General features: G+C 30.4%; 13 protein-coding genes, 1 tRNA gene and 1 riboswitch. Of the genes, 4 read left to right on the top strand and 10 right to left on the bottom strand.

The window, feature by feature from the left end; translation table 11 throughout:
• Positions 1 to 27 precede the first annotated feature (27 nt).
• Together AC2D6V_RS12490 and AC2D6V_RS12485 are read right to left on the bottom strand one after the other, a co-directional pair.
• Positions 28 to 1221, bottom strand: a complete 1194-nt coding sequence (locus tag AC2D6V_RS12490; RefSeq protein WP_484648534.1) for a DegT/DnrJ/EryC1/StrS family aminotransferase — start codon at positions 1219 to 1221, stop codon at positions 28 to 30.
• A 167-nt stretch (positions 1222 to 1388) separates the two neighbouring features.
• On the bottom strand, positions 1389 to 2018 hold the full coding sequence (locus AC2D6V_RS12485; protein WP_484648533.1) for an NAD(P)H-dependent oxidoreductase: 630 nt from the start codon (positions 2016 to 2018) through the stop codon (positions 1389 to 1391).
• 185 nt (positions 2019 to 2203) lie between these two features.
• Between AC2D6V_RS12485 and AC2D6V_RS12480 the strand changes: the two genes are divergently transcribed.
• Positions 2204 to 2288, top strand: a tRNA-Ser gene (locus AC2D6V_RS12480).
• A 407-nt stretch (positions 2289 to 2695) separates the two neighbouring features.
• Here AC2D6V_RS12480 and AC2D6V_RS12475 read toward each other — a convergent pair.
• A complete protein-coding gene (locus tag AC2D6V_RS12475) occupies positions 2696 to 3085 on the bottom strand; it encodes a hypothetical protein (RefSeq protein ID WP_484648532.1) in 390 nt (129 codons plus the stop codon).
• A gap of 186 nt (positions 3086 to 3271) precedes the next feature.
• Positions 3272 to 3366, top strand: a riboswitch (SAM-I-IV-variant riboswitch).
• 49 nt (positions 3367 to 3415) lie between these two features.
• On the opposite strand from AC2D6V_RS12475, the gene AC2D6V_RS12470 reads away from it, so the two are divergent.
• The 3 genes from AC2D6V_RS12470 (at position 3416) to AC2D6V_RS12460 (ending at position 6273) form a co-directional block, all read left to right on the top strand.
• Positions 3416 to 4132, top strand: coding sequence for a hypothetical protein (locus tag AC2D6V_RS12470; protein WP_484648531.1), 717 nt, complete (start codon positions 3416 to 3418; stop codon positions 4130 to 4132).
• A 114-nt stretch (positions 4133 to 4246) separates the two neighbouring features.
• Positions 4247 to 4588 carry a nucleotide pyrophosphohydrolase gene (locus AC2D6V_RS12465; protein ID WP_484648530.1) on the top strand — a complete coding sequence of 114 codons (342 nt, stop codon included), beginning with the start codon at positions 4247 to 4249 and terminating at the stop codon, positions 4586 to 4588.
• Entirely contained in the window at positions 4585 to 6273 is a 1689-nt protein-coding gene (locus tag AC2D6V_RS12460) for a DNA/RNA helicase domain-containing protein (protein WP_484648529.1), read from the top strand. Before AC2D6V_RS12465 ends, AC2D6V_RS12460 begins: the two co-directional genes overlap by 4 nt.
• 9 nt (positions 6274 to 6282) lie before the next feature.
• Here AC2D6V_RS12460 and AC2D6V_RS12455 read toward each other — a convergent pair whose 3' ends face one another.
• The 7 genes from AC2D6V_RS12455 to AC2D6V_RS12425 are packed head-to-tail and all read right to left on the bottom strand — an operon-like array spanning position 6283 to position 18375.
• The gene (locus tag AC2D6V_RS12455; RefSeq protein WP_484648528.1) at positions 6283 to 7752 is read right to left on the bottom strand and encodes a DUF2779 domain-containing protein; all 1470 of its coding nucleotides are present in this window, start codon (positions 7750 to 7752) and stop codon (positions 6283 to 6285) included.
• Positions 7753 to 7770: 18 nt separating this feature from the next.
• Positions 7771 to 8508: an HNH endonuclease gene (locus tag AC2D6V_RS12450; protein ID WP_484648527.1), complete on the bottom strand. Its 738-nt coding sequence runs from the start codon at positions 8506 to 8508 to the stop codon at positions 7771 to 7773.
• 3 nt (positions 8509 to 8511) lie between these two features.
• Positions 8512 to 11142: an AIPR family protein gene (locus AC2D6V_RS12445; protein ID WP_484648526.1), complete on the bottom strand. Its 2631-nt coding sequence runs from the start codon at positions 11140 to 11142 to the stop codon at positions 8512 to 8514.
• Positions 11143 to 12114: a PD-(D/E)XK motif protein gene (locus tag AC2D6V_RS12440; protein WP_484648525.1), complete on the bottom strand. Its 972-nt coding sequence runs from the start codon at positions 12112 to 12114 to the stop codon at positions 11143 to 11145. It lies immediately after the preceding gene.
• Between the two features lie 3 nt (positions 12115 to 12117).
• Positions 12118 to 15279, bottom strand: a complete 3162-nt coding sequence (locus AC2D6V_RS12435; RefSeq protein ID WP_484648524.1) for a Z1 domain-containing protein — start codon at positions 15277 to 15279, stop codon at positions 12118 to 12120.
• Positions 15280 to 15284: 5 nt separating this feature from the next.
• On the bottom strand, positions 15285 to 16808 hold the full coding sequence (locus tag AC2D6V_RS12430; protein ID WP_484648523.1) for an ATP-binding protein: 1524 nt from the start codon (positions 16806 to 16808) through the stop codon (positions 15285 to 15287).
• A gap of 10 nt (positions 16809 to 16818) precedes the next feature.
• Entirely contained in the window at positions 16819 to 18375 is a 1557-nt protein-coding gene (locus AC2D6V_RS12425; RefSeq protein ID WP_484648522.1) for a DNA cytosine methyltransferase, read from the bottom strand.
• Positions 18376 to 18379: the final 4 nt, after the last annotated feature.

The raw sequence follows: 18379 nt of genomic DNA, 5'->3' as shown, positions 1-18379 counted from the left end.
AACAATACAGGTGTCTTAAAATTTAGACTATTTAACTTCTTTAATTATTTGAGCCATTCTATTTGCTCGTTCTTGAACTTCTTCTTTTGTCCAAGATAATTTTATTAAACATGAAATGTTTCTAGCAATATAGTGATCAGACATTTTAAACTCTTTAGTTTTTAAATATTCCAAACCTTGCTGGACCTCTTTTGTAATTGGAAATAAGGACTTTAATTCTTTTAAATGATCCCATTTACGTATATAATGCCAGCTATTATCATAGTAATTCCAGCATGCATCTACCCCACCTTCTTTAAAACCTTGAATTACTTTTCTAGATGTTTCTAAATCTGGCATAAAGAAATTTAAAAAGGCACAGCTCTCTTCACCTCCTTCTGGCACAGTTCTAAATGTAACTTCTGGAATATCTGTAAAAGCCTCTCTAATAATGTTGAAATTTCTTTTTTGAATGTCCAAAAACTCAGGTAAACGTTTTACTTGTGCTAAACCAACTGCTGCATGTAGTTCTGAAATTCGAAAATTATAACCTAAAAATGGATGGGTTTCAGCCCCTCTATCATTACCAATATGGTCATGCCCATGATCGCTATAATGGTCTGCGTTCAAATAATAATCTTTATTATTAGTAATAACGGCTCCACCCTCGCCACATGTTATCGTTTTTACAAAATCGAATGAGAAACAACCTAAATCACCAATACTCCCGAGTGGCTTTCCCTTATAAGTTCCGCCTATAGCTTGACATGCATCTTCTGCTAACAACAAATTATATTTATTACAAATTGTTTGTAGAGCGTCCATATCTCCCATACTTCCGCACATTTGAACCACCATAATGGCTTTTGTTTTGGGTGTTATAGCTTTTTCTACTGCGGCTGGATTTAACCCTAAAGTATCATCAATATCTACAAGTACTGGAATTGCTCCTAACATCATAATCGCTTCAAAACTGGCTACAAATGTAAAGGTTGGCATGATCACTTCATCTCCAGCTCCAACACCAGCTGAGGCTAATGCTACCGAAACTGCAGCGGTACCACTTGAAACTAGTTGCACGTGTTTTGATTGGAATGTTTTTTGTAATTCTGCTTCTAACTCTTTAGATTTCCAATGGCCTTTTCGCATACCATCAAAACCATAGCGCATAAGTACGCCATTGTCTAAAACATCATTTACTTCTTTTCTTTCTAAATCTCCAAATAATTCAAATCCTGGCATAATTTATTTTCTTTAATGTTGTATTGGGGCTTTGCTTTTCGTTAGACCTGCCTTCCGGCAGGCAGGGATTGAGGCATTTATTGAAGCTCTCCCAATTTTTCTTCGGGAATCGATTACCGAAAGCCCGACCCTCCCGATAACTATCGGGAGGGTAACCCCCAAATATTTTATAATTCGATTACTGCTTCATTTATGGGTTTTCTAACTTTTTTAAAACCTGAAAACATATCGTCTTTTGCTCTATAGCCTACTGGCAGTAATAGCACAGATTTTAAACCTCTATTTTTAAGTTTTAAAATTTCATCGTATTTATCGGGTATAAATCCTTCCATAGGACAAGAATCTATATTTTCTAAAGCGCAAACGGTCATTAAATTCCCTAAAGCTATGTAAGCTTGATTTAAGGACCATCTCTGCTGTTCATCTACAGACTTATTATCCATCATATTAAGAAGGTCCTTTTTATAGGGCTCTAAAATATCTTCTGGAGTCTCTCTAATATCTTTTATATTATCAAAATAGGCATTCACATCCTGTTTATTAATAACATCTTGAATACATATTATTAATAAATGGGAAGCTTCTAACACTTGCTTCTGGTTAAATGAATGTGGTACTAACTGCTCTCTAAGCAATTCGTTCTCTATAACCAGTAATTTTATAGTTTGCAAACCAAAGGATGTAGCTGTTAAATTAAATGCCTTTTTTAAAGTAAGTAACTTTTCGTCAGTTAGCTTTTTATCTATATCAAACTTTTTAGTTGCATAGCGCCATTCTAGCTTTTCGATAATATCCATAAACCTTTTAAAATTTATGCAAAAATAAGACATGTATTATCTTTTTTGGCATATTGAGTGCGTAATTAATTTAATTGTAGCTTTTAAAAAAAATAAAACTAAAAATTGATGCTTTTATTTGAAAGAAATAAAAAAGGGTTCTATATTTGCACCCGCATTCAGGGGATACCTGATGAGGCACTCAAGGAGAAATGGCAGAGTGGTCGAATGCGGCAGTCTTGAAAACTGTTGAGGGTCACACCTCCGGGGGTTCGAATCCCTCTTTCTCCGCTTACAAAATCCGTAACTATATTGATAGTCAATATATTACGGATTTTTAATTTTAATTCTAGTCAACATTTAGTCAGCTATTTATAATTTTATATAGATTAAATTGATTTTAAGAGTAAATAATTGACATTACTTCATTACCAATGTTTTAATCCGCGAATCTTAATTATGGAAGAGCAACTAATAAAAACTAGTATTAGTTTAATAAAATATAAATGCCAAAAGCCACCAGGCTAATAATTATAAAAACAATACCTATTAAGGTTGGCAAAGGCATGCTATGGCTATAGTAGTCGTGATAATCCTTGTATTTCTTGGGCCATTTCATATTTAAAGATACCAAACTAATTATACCAAGCCTTATCTTTTTTAACAGCCTCGAGATACCCGGCGCCATCGTCGGCAAACTAAGCCCTATAAAAGGCCTTGTGAATACTTAAAACAATATTGGAATAAAAATCAAAGCGTATTTTAAATTGTTTATCAGAATCTAATTGAAAAAACCACTCTGTCTTAACTAAATAATCTTCACAATCGCGATACACCCCATATTTAGATATCCTATAGCTTTTGTTAGCATTTATACGCTCAATCATGATATTAATTTCTCTTACAGGAATGCAGGCATCAATAGGACTTAGATAAACTTCATTATTAATTGATGCCTTTAAATCATTATAAAAAACAATATACTTATCGTAATCTTCTTGCAGACTTAAAATATCATCAGTCCAAGATTCTATATTAAAATAATCGAACTCATCACCATCAAAAAAATCATCTCTAAAAGCACTCATTATTATTCTAAAATTAAAGTATTTAACTTCAATAAAATTATAATAATACCTTTAAACAACCTCCAAAAGGGCTAGGAAAATTTTTCTACAGAAAATAATGTTGATAAGTCAAAATTATTAACAAATCTTATTTTTTGTACGTTATTATTTAAAATAGAAATTCTTCTAAGAGTTTTATTATCTTTGGTTAAGTATCAGGAACGCAATATATGCGTACCAACCGAGCACAAAAGCCACGGTGGTTCAGAATACGGACAGTCCAGTCAAAATAAATGATTTCAACACTGTTTATTATTTACTCCTGACGCATAATCTTTAAAACTATGCATTATGAAAACCGTTTTCACAACAAAGGAAGGTGTTAAAATGAATCCCAGATTATATTTTGGGTCCTGTGAATCTATTATCGCTGAGTTCATATATCTTATGGATACTCTTGAAATAATGGGTGATATTGATTTTAAATATTTTTACAGAGTAACTGACGACAATTACATCCAGATTGCTTACAGAATGGATGGAGGAGAACTGGAATTATGTGCCCAGTACAAATTAAGGTATGAAAACCTCAAAGAGAATATAATCTTTATTGTTAAAGAGATTATTGAAGCAAACCTCCCTTACGAAGGATTCCCCATTTTTCAAAACAGTGTTGTATTCACCAAACAGGAATTTGACGGCATTATTAAAGTCATGCAGGATGAAAAGCTTGCCATAATGGAACAGGCAAAAGCATATCAGACACCTTTAATTGATTATTTAAGAGAGCAAAATTTAAATCCGAGACCTACAGGGTATAACCCTAATAGCTGGGTAGCCAGATGTCCTTGTGGTGGCAATCATCAAATAATGGTTTCTACTTTAAATGACGATTGGGGATGCGGATATTGTAAACAGAAAGGAAAAATATTGGAATTAGAAAAATGGTTGCAGGAAATAAAAATCAAAGAAGACCAGAAAAGACTGTCCAGAATGATGAAGGAACTAAAAGAACATGGATCTATTCAGTCCGAGGATTTAACAAAATGGTGGATGAACAGATATTGAATGATATTATGAAAAATAATTAATAGGGATTTAATTGTTTTTGAAAAACATCTTTAATAAAAATAAATTAGATTTGTATAACCTGTTTTTATGACAATTAAATCATTATTCAAAATGACTGAAATCGAAGAAATTATAGAAGAATTAACAAAATTCAGAGATGAAAGAGATTGGAGTCAATTTCATGATTCAAAAAATTTAGCATTAGCAATTTCGATTGAAGCTTCAGAACTAAATGAACTTTTTTTATGGAAAAATAGTATTAAAGATATTGAAGATGTTTCTAAAATAAAGCTAGCAGAGGAATTAGCTGATATATTTTCATTTGCTTTTTTATTAGCTTCAAAAAATGATTTAAATGTCAAGGATATTATTTTAGATAAAATAAAGAAGAACAATGCAAAATATCCAGTTGACAAGTCAAGGGGCAATGCAAATAAATATACCGAATTATGATAAATGATTTCATAAGTTCTCTTGAAATCCATTCATATAAATTTTCTAAAAGAGGTTCAGATGAGTACCTGTTAAATAAATTTATGGCCAATTCTTGGCCTGTTGTTTATGTAATCAAAAACGAAAATATTAAAGAGGCATATATTGGAGAATCTACAAATGCAATAACACGAATGAAAAACCATCTTTCAAATATTGAAAGATTACGTTTAAATGAATTACTAGTAATTAGTTGTGATAAGTTCAATAAATCAGCAGTACTGGATATTGAGTCTCAATTAATAAGTTATATGGATGCTGATAAAAGCTATTCATTACAAAATGGGAATGCCGGTTTAGTTGACCATAATTATTATCAAAAGTCTCAATATCGATTTGTTTTTGAAGAGGTTTGGAATATGTTACTGGCAAAAAATTACGCTAAAAATCCAATTGAAAGGCTTGACAATTCTGATTTTTTTAAATATTCTCCATATAAAAGTTTAAGTATAGATCAGCATAATTCTGTGTTAGAAATTCTTAACCTTTTGAATAAAAAAAGTAATAACACCATTTTTGTTGAGGGTGGTGCTGGAACAGGGAAATCTGTGTTAGCTGTTTTTTTAATAAAATTACTAAAAACTGATATTAACAAATCTCATTTAGATGATACTGATGAAACTTACACGGATCAATTAAAAAAAATAATTGAACTTAAGATAAAATATCCTAATCCAAAAGTGGCATTGGTAGTCCCTATGACATCTTTGCGTAAAACTTTGAAAAAGGTGTTTCAGAGCGTTAAAGGATTAAAAGGAAACATGGTAATTGGCCCAACTGAAGTATCGAGAAATACATACGATATATTACTGGTAGATGAATCACATCGCTTAAGACAAAGAATTGGTTTAACTAGTTATGGAAGTTATGATAATGCTAATCGATTATTAGGTTTTGATTTGGATAAAGGAACCGAGTTAGATTGGATATTGAAGCAATCTAAAAATCAGATTTTCTTTTATGACGAAGGGCAATCAATTAAACCTACTGATATTGATAAAGATAGATTCCTTGAATTAAAAAAAACATATCAGAATATTGTAACGTTGGTATCACAACACCGTGTAAAAGGTGGGGCAGATTATATTAATTTTACTGATAACCTATTAAACTGTCGCTTTCAAAAGGGAGATGCTCAATTTGAAAGTGAAAATTATGAATTAAAAATATATGAATCTTTGAAAGATTTACACACTAATCTTATTCAAAAAGAAAAAGAGCATGGTTTATGTCGAATGTTAGCAGGTTATTCTTGGCCTTGGGATTCTAAAAAAAATAGCAATGCTATCGATATAAATATACAAGGGCAGGAATTTAAATGGAATACAACTCATATAGATTGGATAAATTCGGACAATGCGATAAATGAAATTGGCTGTATTCACACTTCTCAAGGATATGATCTAAATTATTGTGGTATAATTTTCGGAAATGAAATAAAATATAATCCACATAATAATCAAATTGAAATCGATCGTTCCCAATATTTTGATAAAAAAGGAAAACAAGGAATTAAAGATCCATATGTGTTAAAAGAATATATTCTTAATATATATAAGACAATGATGCTAAGAGGCATAAAAGGCACTTTCATATATGTTTGTGATAATCAACTTCGTGATTATATGAGGCAATTTATAAACTAGTTTTAATTGTTAATTCAACTTTACTAACACTCTGTAAATCTTAACCATAGCAAAAGTATCTAATTTACAATATTCTAAAAGATTCTTTCTTGTTGCTTTTATATCTTCATTAAAGTTTGGGTCTAGTACCATTCTTCCCCAAGTATCTAATGCCATTGTGCCATTATTAACATCTAAATCTGAATAGCTTATATCTGGGCATAATACTGGCAGTACTTTTTTTATTGAGCTTGAACCGTGAAAACGATAGTCTATATAATCTTTTTTGAAAATGGTTTCTAGATCAAATGTATGTTCATTGATATAAGTTAGATAATTAGTAACCTCTGGTAACCATTCAATTAAATCTTTATTTCTTCCTATTTCAAAACTGGCATGCCACGATACGAAAGTCCCTATACTTCCCGTAAAGTCTTGCATAGCTTGTAACATACCTTTTGGCATTTTCATTTCATCCAATAAATACTCAAAATGAGTTAAAATACCATCTTCTGTTAGTGTATGAATAGATACTTGAAAAGTTAAATGTTTATGTGGACTTAAACCATCTAATCTTGGAATAGCACTTGCATAGGTTTCGTAATCTATAAAATGTAATGGGAACTCTAATTTGTTTAATTCCCTTATAATATTAGCTTGATGGATTATAGGTTGCTCTTGTTTTACAGATTCTACTTGGGTTTGCTGATTTACATTTAACTCAAAATTTAAAGGAATATCAATAATTGCTAATTGCTCATTATCTGCTAAGAAACCTATCTTTTTAGCTGAAATACGACCTATTTCATAAATACTATATTCTGGAATAGTAGTATTAAAATACTTAAATGCATCGCAATGATTAGACCTTGTTTTGAACTTACAAGAACATATTGTCTCATTAATTATTTTTTTACTAATAAAATTTGAAGCTGAATTAATTTGATTGATTACACTTGAATAAATACCATCTACTGCATCTGTAACATCTGCAATTTCCAATAATTCATTAGGAACTATATTACCTTGTTTTATATACTCTTTATTTAAATGAATAATAGAAACTTTAGAAACTTGATAACCACATTCTGTAAGTACATACTTTTGAAAACATGCATCCTCTATTTGTCTATGCTTTCTATCCTTTTTTATTGAGGTAGATGATTTTACTTCATATATATGCCACGTATCATCTGCTAAACGCTCTAATATATCTATACGTGCAAATACATCGTTATTAGTGCTAAATGAAGGTTGAAAGTAAACCCTATGAGCGTCTATTAATGCCTCTTGTGTTTGAGTAGGACTTCCATATTCTGGTAAGTCTAAACCATTTATAAATAGTTGTTTTGCGTAGGCTTCTACCTCGAAACCCTCTTTAATTAGTTTTTCTGCAAATAATGAAAACTCACCTTTAGGATATACCTCCGGTTTATTTTTTAATAACCATATAGATTCTGGACAATCTAGATAATACTTAAAATCTGTTTTGGTAAGCATTACTTATTGCTTAATGTTTTAATTATTTTTTATTTTAATTTTTAATTCATCTAATGAAAGTGTTATACCCTTCTTTCTATGAACCATTTTATGACAGTTAGCACACAAAACTGCTAAATCAGTTTTAGGGTCTGTTTTATATTTCTCGCCGTTTAATTCTGATAATGGTTTTATATGATGTACTTCTGCAAACTCTTTACCCCATTTACCATAGGTCAATTCAAAATCAAAATTACAGACCTGACATTTATAACCATGTATGTCTAAAGCCTGCTGCCTTAATTTAGGGCTTCTTTCAATAGTCTTGGATATTCTAACTTTGATTCCTCCTTCTGTTGTTGTAGAATCCAAATCACTATTAGCATTGTCTTCTGATATAAGATCATTAAAAATAACTGGCCTTAATTTATAATCTATATCCAAATAAGACTTTATAATTGACCATATTTGATTTTCATCTTTATTCTGAAATTCTTCATAAACATCTATTGAAAACCCAGTTAACTTTGCTGGGTTACCATCTTTATCTTTCCAACCCTCTCTATTAGTTTCTGAAAAATAACCATCAAAATCATCTCTTGAGTTTTTTAAACTATGTTCAAATTCTAAAATCGCTCTTCCGCCATTTAATGTGTCATAAAACATCCTGTATACTTCATTCCATTTATCTGTTTTTAATCTTTTGGGAGGATCTTGTTGACCAAATTTAGATAAATAGTATCCTACTTGTATTAATTCTTTTGAACGTTCTGCCATATTCTAATATATTTTAAACCCATTTTTTAAAAGTATTTCTAGATGTCTCTTTATATTTTTTTTATGAAAACTGTTTAGCTTTTTTAATCCCCAGGCAAAATCAGCTATATAATTACGCTCGTTAATACTTAAAATCTTCGCAGTAGAATCCCACTCAAACATTTTTCTCATTACCAACTCATCTATTCTAACTCTACTAATATCTATTTGCTTTTTTTTAGGCTTTAATTCATTTACATTTTTGTCTTCCAATATATTGGAAGCGTAGTACATCTGTTTAATAGTTGGTGGAACTCCGGTAACCAGATTTTTCCCAATTTGACCGAACACTGAAGCATATTTTATTTGTTTAACTTTTGCAATTGCTTCTATTTTTTGAAACTCTAAGAGTATATCATTCTTTTCATTAATACACTTATTATAATGTGTAATTACATAATCTAAAGTATTATACAGTAAACTTTCTTCTCTTTCAATACTATCAAAAAAATTAGGAACTTCTACTCGTAATTTATTTGTTAAACTGCTTTCGAATAATACTAAATCATCTTCAATATCCAATTTATTAATTATTGCATGCACTAATGATGAAAGACGTCTTTCATCTGTACCGGTTAATATGCCAGAATTTGACTGAATGGATTTATAATAGTTGATACCATTAGAATGGATTAAAACATTATCACTTAAGTTTTTAAAATTCACTTCTTCTGAGCTTTCATTTGCTCCTTTTCTTTTTTTTAATTCAGCTTTGCTAATGCCATATTTATCAATAATTTTTACGGTGTCATCTGTACTTATAAATTCTTTTATCTCTTTAGAAGAACTAATTCTCTTCCATAACTCTTCCTTTTTAGAATATTCACCATAATCATCACTCTCAGAATATTTCTTAATAAGCTCATTAACTAATTTTAGTAATTGAGTTAAATATGCTTCTAAATCATTTTCTAAACCTTCATTAAGCCATATTTTCAGGAGATCAAAAGAAGGGGCTTTTTTATCCCCATCTGTTACCATAAATAAAACGGAAAGTGTATAAGGTACAACAGCAGACCTTATTTGACCCATGGAATTTTTTCCTGCACCATAAATTTTCTCTAGCCTGCGGAACATAATTATGTTTGCGATCAGTTCTTCATAGAAATCACGATTAACATTAATGGGTTTTTTAAATTCACCTTCACCTGTTAACTTTTCAATAAAATATCTAAATATTTTTTCACCTCCTTTTTTAACCAGATGTGGCTGGTTTCCCCATGCAGAATAGTATTTCGCCATTAACTCCTTTGAGAATCTCCGTTCTGTCGGGTATTCTTTGGCTAATCTGTTTTTGTTAGACCCCGCAATTCTCAACTTAGTATTAAATTCACCCTTAGCTCGTTCAAAAAACCATTTTTTACCAGAAGGAGTCATAACACTTTCACTAAGTGATTTTATTCTTACCAATTGTGGATTCCTTGAGCGTAAATCAACTTTAGATACTCTTGATTGAGCATTTGAAAATGTACTAATATTAGATATTAACTCCTCTAATTCTTCATCGGTTGCTTCCTTAGCAACATTAATTTTGGCCATTACTTTCACCTTGCTAATGTCAAAACCGTCCTTTTGTGTAAAATAAATAGTTGCAGTGGTTTGACCACCATTTACAATCTGAAAATCTGTTAGTGCTTTTATTTTATATTGACCAGATTCAAATGAAATATCACCATCAGTTGCGGTAATAGTTAAACCATTATTGTAAGCTACAAATTTCTCAGGCTCTTTACGGATTGTCTCCCTAATTCCTTTATTCACTCCTCTAAACTGTAAAAAAGATCTAACATTTTTCTCTAACAACCTTGTGCTAAATTCTTTATACAATCTAGAAATTATTGAGGCAGGCAAAACACAAAGGTAAGACTCAAAATAATCTTCATCTGCAGCTTTAATTGCATACAAAGAGTCTCCAAAAGTTTTCTCAAAATTAACGGTTAATGCTTCTCTACTTCCTTGTGAAATGAGAACATTATATAAGAAATTAAGATCAATAATTCTTTTTTTAATAATCAGGTCTTTTTTGTGTCTCTCTCTATTTTTATGATATGTGACAACAATTTCTTCATCATCAAACTCAATTCTATTTGGTTGAGGGCTGGTACCACGTAAGGAAACAGTAGAAGTTAATGTTATTAGAAATATTTCAACAACATCAAATTGTTCCGCTCCTTGAGAAGAAGAAATGTTAGAGACTAATGGTCTCACTGGACTTGAATCTTGAATTTCATCATTTAGATGTCCTTTAATAGCCTTGTTATGAAAGCTTGTACATCTTTTAAACTGACTCTCATAAGAAGCTTTAGTTGAAACCATTAGGTCTTTAGATGAGGCAGACAGATCAATCGAATTCTCATCTATTAGAAAGAGTTCAAGTCTCTCACCTGATTCGTTAATACTATATGCATTAATCTTTAATTTATCAACAGTTGATTTAAAATAGGAATTAGTAAAATCTTCAGAATCTATCAGTTTTGCATCTAACATAGATGGCAATACTTGTGAAAGGATTAAATTTTCTTGAATAAATCCCTCATCATCTTTTGATTGATCTAATAATTCACTTCTGTAATTAAAATACTCTTCTAAAATCATTTAATATTTTTTCATTTCAATTAAAAATTCTTCTAACTGAGTTACTCTTAACTTATACTTCAAATTTGAAACCTCGTTAACAATATTAGATATTGATAACTTTGGAAAATCATCTTTACCAGCGTCAAATGATTCTGTTTTTGATACTATGAATCTATGATTGTTGTACTGTTTTAAATTCTCAAGTGTTAATCCTTTTTGATTTAATGCTTGATACAATATTAATAAATCCCCAATTTTTGCCCTTACCTGTTTTACGATTTCTAGAAGCATATCATGTATTGATCTGCCTTCGATTAAATCTATTTTAACAGAAACAACCAATAATTCTAAATCCTTATCCAATTCTTTTTCCAATTGATACTCACTCGAAATTTTGACAAATAATTTAGATTCTTTTTTAGTTTTAACCTCAACATTTTTTAGATCAAATTCAAAATCATTGGCTGCATCATAAAGTCCTCTCCAAGAAGCAAGAATGGAATTAATTGTTGATGGATTTGATTTTTTCAAATATTCTTTTAATATAAATAGTTCACCAAATAAACCTTGTATTTTTTCCTCTCCTAACTTATCTCTCTGGCTGTCTTCAAAAAACTGAGACCATTTATAAAATGTTGTGATAAATTCTTTGGAAGCTTTTTCCGGATCAGAAATTAAGTTGACTTTTGAATAAATAGATAAAACTAAATCGTTAAAAAGATCTAAGAAATTAACATCTTTTAATTTAATTATAATTAAACGATTTTTAGGTAGGTAGGAAAGTGACAATTTATCCTTATCGACTCCTCTTCTTTTTGAATCAATAGTATTATTATTTAAGAACATTAACAAACATCTGTAACCATCTGAATCAATACCTATAAATAATTCAGATAAGCATTCAGAAGAGATTCTTACTGCCCTATAGTTTTTTATTTTTTTTGCTCGAGAAACCTTCTCCCATTTCTCATGTATTTGATTATTATCCATATATTAATCAAAATTTAAATCTTCATTTAATTCAGACTCCATTAATTCTTCATCTTCTTCAATATCATCTAAATCATAATCTCCTCTCATATAAACTCCACCTATATCCTCTTCTATTGGTGGGAAACCAATAGCATATCCAATAAGTGGAACTTCAAGACTAATATCTTCATTATTCACTAACTCATTGAACTTATTATAATCACTGTCATTTTTCCTTTTATCTTCTTGATTAAAAACATAGACTGGATCAAATAAATAGACAACAAGTAGTCCTTGTGTTTTATTCATTTTTTCACGGTAAATTCTTTCAGGTTTTGTGGTTTTACTTGCCTTTAATTCTGCTATTTCTTTTGTAAATCCTTTCTTTTCGTAGTAAATAGTTTTTTCATTAATAAAAGCCTCTTCAGCCTGCGCTATTTGTTGCTCTGAAAGAAGAATGCTGAAATCTGAACCTACTGTAACAATATTGGCATTTCTTCCCGTTGCTTTGAAAACCTTTTGATTAACGAATTTATCACATTCAATAGGGTGTTTCTTGTCTGGCCCACGTCTTATAGCCATTTTTATTTCTTTTAAATTGGATGGAATATTAGAAATTGATTTTTTTAAGAGATTACCGTTACCTGAAGTTTTCACAGCAATTGTCCAATCATTAAGAATATTTTGTTCATTGCATAATTGAATAAACTTGACCATACCTTCAACTTCATCTTTATTTCTATCGAAATAGAAATTATTTTCGTTGTTAAGGATATCTGTTATACCTGACCCATCTGTTTTATGTATTAGAAAATCTGAATTCGGGTCTTGGTAAAGATTTGGTGCTATTAAAGAATTAAAAGATTTCCAACATTCCTCAATTTTATTCTTAGAGATATTAAATTTTGTAGTTTGTTCTAATTGATCTTCAAAAGACCACTTTTCTTCTCTTGCATTTTTTAATATCGAAGATCTTGTTATTTTTAAAGTCCCAGGATGAGTTTTTACACGTATTGCAAAATTCCGAGGTTCCCTTTTAAGCCTAGACATTTTTCGGAATAATAATTCCAATTCTTCAATACATTTAGTTGTTGAATCAAACTTTTCTATTGAATCTTCAGTAGTGTAAATTTTACAACAATCTAAATAACCTGGCCTATAACCAAACCATCTGCCCATTTGTAAAAGAGAATCAGAATAATCAGTTGCCCTTAAAAAATAATTTATAGTTAAGCCTTCCAATGTAAATCCTCTCGAAAGTCTATTACCACCAACAGCTATTACTTTCTTAGGAGAATTTTTTGGATAATCAAGTTTTGCCTTAGTTACACTGTTTATTGCCTTTACTTCAATTCCTTCAACAGTTTTTGGAAGAATAGATTTCAATGAGTCAAAAACTACAGGTGTCATAAAATCATCTACATATCCTAGTGGTAAATATTTTCTAATATTTTCAACAATATGAGCATAGTTATTAAACCAATCAACTTCTAATTTTTTATAGATTGAATCTATAGAATTAGGATTGTCATTATTTATTTTAAAAATAATTTCATTAACATATTCTTGAATTAATTCACTAGTTTTATTCTGCCAAGTTGTAAATCTTGATATATGTACCAACATTGTATGATGCGGGTTATAAAATGAAGTGTTCATTAATTTCCCTTTCCTACTTTCTCGAATAGCCATAGAAAGAATAAAACAATTGACTGCTTCTTCAAGAGATCTAGGCAATGATACTGGAAAATTATCTTCCTTTTTAGAGGCTCTAGTACCAGTTCTATATTCATTAAATGAATAGAAATCTAAATATGTTCCAAGAGGATAAGTTTTATTTTCCCATTCAGTTTTATTGTTAATTCTTTTTACTCCAATGCTAGGGTCGTCCTTTAAGACTCTTGTTGGAAAAAACTCAATATTATCCAATACTGTTTCTACTAATGGAATTTTATCATTGTTTTCTGTTTCATTTTCAATTGGCTGAACAGTTTCAAATATTTGTTTTGCTCCCACATAATTTGATGGGGATTTTAGAAGTTCAATAAAATCATCTGGAAAAATATTATCAACTTGACCAAAATTTCTTTCTTCAAATTCACCATTAACTCTATATTTTTCAATCCAATATCCTTCAGGCTTATCATTTCTATCTTGTAATACATTTGCGAATGGGGTAGCAGTATAACCGAGATATGTTTTGATACTAAATAGGTCTAAAAGAGCCCTTATTTGTCCATTGATTTTTGAAGCATATTCTTTTCCTTTACTACCATAATTGTTCAATGATGCATTATCAGCCTCATCATCTAAAATTAAAAGTGGTAAGTTTAGGAATTGTGCATTGCCCTTTGAATCATGTAACCAGCCAATTAAATTTCTTAATAGATAAACATTCTTTTTACATACTAAAATATTAGTCCGATTAATGCTAAAATCTGCTTCCTTAATCGCTTTGTTAAAGTCTGACTTTGTAGAAGTAATTGATACTATTTGTTCAATTAGCGAATTCCCTCTTGGTCCAAATCTTTCAACTAATGCACCAACACCTTTATCTCCTAAAGTTTGAGTATCAGAGTCCCTTCCTTCACCAACAACATCACTTTCAATTCGATCTTGAGTTTGACTTCTTAAATCTTCCATTATACCAGAAAGGACAATGATTATTCTATATCCAGAATCAATAGCTCTATTTATTACAGCATTAAAATTGCCAGTTTTACCAGATTGAACTTCGCCAACTACAAGTCCCTTAACGTATTGTTTCTTCGTAGATTTTGGATCAGCTAATTTGCTCAAAATATCCAAACTAGAGTTTTTAACCTCTTCAATTACTTTTTCTGACCTTCCAATTTTTCTTAAATATTGAAAATATCTTTCTGAATAATTCCAAGAGATATTCACTCTATCTCCAATAAGCCAAGTCTGATAACCTTTTTTAACTAAACTTTCTTTTTCTTCAATCTCGATAACATTATTTGAATTATAAACCCTTACAGCTTTTAAAAAGTATTCATTAAGAGTTATGTCATCTACATCAGGATAATTAAAATTTGATGCCATTTCACGAATTAATGAGGCTTTTTCTATTAATAGTGTATCTATAAATTCTTTGTTACCATCATATTTATTCACTTGACCCTTGATAAAACTTACTAAGAAATCTATATAATTATTGTTCATTTTTTTTATTTTAATAAATCCTTTATTTCATTTGGGAAAGAAGAAAATTTATAACCAAGATTTGGTAAGATTTCATTTTTAACAATATCTTTTGTTATACCATGATCTAAAAGATTCAATAGATTATTTTTTAAATCAACTGTAGAAATGTTATTATTTTCTTCTATACTAAGAAACTCCTTGTCTTCATGCACATGTCTAATGTTATTGACCCTAGTATTAATCATACGTAAGAGTAAATTCAATTGAGAATTTTGTTTTTTACTAAGAGATTCTTGCAGGTTTTTTACCAGTGGGAAATTATTATTCACCTCCAAAACAGATCCTTTGTTTGAATAACTTCGTTCGAATAGTTGGATATGATTTTGAGACTTAGTTCCAGAGAATTTTCGAATACCTCTATTATAGTATTCTCTTTCTGCTTCAATTTTCAACTCTTGTATATAATCTTCAAAGGCATTCCTAAGTTCATGTGGCACTACAATTTGAGACTTAGCAACGTTGAGATGAAGTTCATGATCAACACTGTTACCTACCTCAACTCTCAGTCTAGCCAATTGAAGTCTGGGAGCTTTTTTAACAATTCCATTCCAACCACCAAATAAAATAATTCTATCTGCACGGTAAATATAAAGACCCTCCATATCCATTAAGCCACGATGCCGAGTAGTCCATTTAGTTAGGCTTTGTTTACTTTCTGTGATTGCTCTTGATGGAAGCACAAAACCTTCAATTTTTATGACATCTGATCTAAACGAACTTTGCTTAGGCTCAATTTGCCTAAAATCCTTTTCTTCCTCTGGGAATGGATTAAAAGGACTTACAATGGTATTGTTAATTCTAATTTTTAATGGATTGATAGCTTTTTCCATAAACCTATGGAAAACGAGTGCTAAATAATCAGAAGTCACCTCAGTTATTTCTCTTTTTAAAGCATCTTTTCTATTGCCTTCTTTTAAATAACTTTCAAACTTGTATAGACCTTCCCAAATGACAATAGTGTTAGGCACATAATCATCAAAACTTTTTAAAAACTCTTGAGACAACTTATTATATTGGTACATTAATCTAGCAACTTCCTCATCTGAATTGACAATTATTTTCCATCCATTAGCTTTCAAAAAATCAACATCCCATGTTCTTCCATGATATTTTTTTTCACCTTTCTTTTTTGATAAAACAGTAAATTTTCTTGTCTGGGAGAAGGAAGCTGTTTTCATCCCTAAACCAAACCTGCCTAAATCTGAATTTGATCGTGAATCTTCAGGAGAATTACTAGGAAATTGCATATTTTGGCTTAATTCTGCTTCAGTCATACCTTTTCCGTTATCGGCTAAAAACAATTTAAATGGTTCAGAATCTGTATCAATTAAAACCTCTATTTTATCTGCTTTTGCTGATATAGAATTATCCATTAAATCTGCCAAAGAGGTTTCTAAACTATAACCTTGCTCAGCTATTGATTTTATAAGGTACTCCGGATTAGGAGATGCATCTTCACTTTTTATTTTAGATTTTATCTGACTCATTTAATAAATTCTATTGTTTTAATATGTTGTATACAATTTCTGAAATCTGATATGCTAAATAAGGAGGAACTGCATTACCAACCTGATGATATTGGGCAGTTCTACTACCTCTAAAAAGATAGTTGTCAGGAAAAGTTTGAATACGAGCCGCCTCTCTAACAGTTAATGATCTGCATTGAGATGAATCATAATGTATAAAGTAGTGACCGTCTTTTGAAATATGACTAGTAACCGTGGTTGCAGGTTTGTCTGGGATTTGAACTCTAAAGCGATCTGCAAATTTACCAGATGCTACATTAGCATGGTCAGGTAATAAGTCCTTACTATGCTCAGCGTAATCGTTTAAACGTGGAAATCTATTATGCTTTTCAACGTAAAGACTTGCAAATAAATATCGCATTAGATCTTGAGTTAGATGTGTCCTAGACTCATGATTTACAACTCCTTTTAGTCTTTTATCTTTATACCAATCTTTTAGAATATGATTTCTAGCAATAACATTATTAGCCCCAATAAATTCAGCTCCAATCCCATGTTCAATATTCTTTGGCCCTGAAGACAATCCGTTTAATTCTAGCTCTCCCCATATCTTTATTTGCCTAATGTTTTTTGACATTTCCTTAAGCCAATTGGCACTCGTGTCAGGCACATTCTTATATAGTCGTTTGGGTTTACCATTTTTATAAACTTCATTAGAATGATAGTACGTAAAACTTCTATTTAAGCCACTTCTCACTTTTGGCAAATTGCCAATTACTGATTTTAACGTAACTTCTTTCTTCTCTTTTAAATATTCTCCTTTATGACTATAATCTTTTCTAACTCCTAAAAGAATTACTCTATGACGCATTTGAGGAACACCATACTTCTCTGATTTTATTAGAAAATCTGAATCTTTGGTTATTGGTTTAATTAATGAATGAATTTCGTAATTGTTTCCAACTTTTAGATCTCGTTTCATCCAGTCGAAAACTTTTTCATCATCCACTTTTGCAGACAAAAGGCCTTTAACGTTTTCCATTACAAAAACAGCAGGCTTATGCTTTTTAATAATTCTGAGATACTCCTCATATAAATATACTCTGTGATCTTCCTTATTAATTCCTCCAACTCTAGATCTTCCAACATTAGAATAGGCTTGACAAGGGGGTCCGCCAATCAACACCCAGTTCTTATTATCTCCTAATTGATATTTTATAATTTTATCAACAGTTTTACTTGGCCAGTTTTTAGAGCCTAATTCAACTAGTTTAGCTTCCTTTCTAGCGATAGTTCCCTCATTATAGCTATCTAACATTTCTTCAATAAGATTTTCTCTTTTTGATAAATCAGACTCTTTTAAAGTGTTATAATAATCTTGGGGTACTCGTTTATTGTTTTTAACAAACTGTCTGTAAAAACTTCTTAATGTTAGTGTTTTATGGGCATTTATATCTTTTTCTATGGAAAGTTTAATATCAAAAATAGATTTTCCTTCATTATTTTTTAAGGACATGAAGCCTTCACCTAAGCCACCAGGGCCAGCAAATAAATCTATTATTGGTATTTTATTAATTTCTTGTTTCAAATTA

This window comes from Algibacter sp. YIN40 (assembly GCF_057219435.1).
Note: the sequence above shows the minus strand (reverse complement) of the source record. Positions and strands in the feature narration are given on the sequence as shown.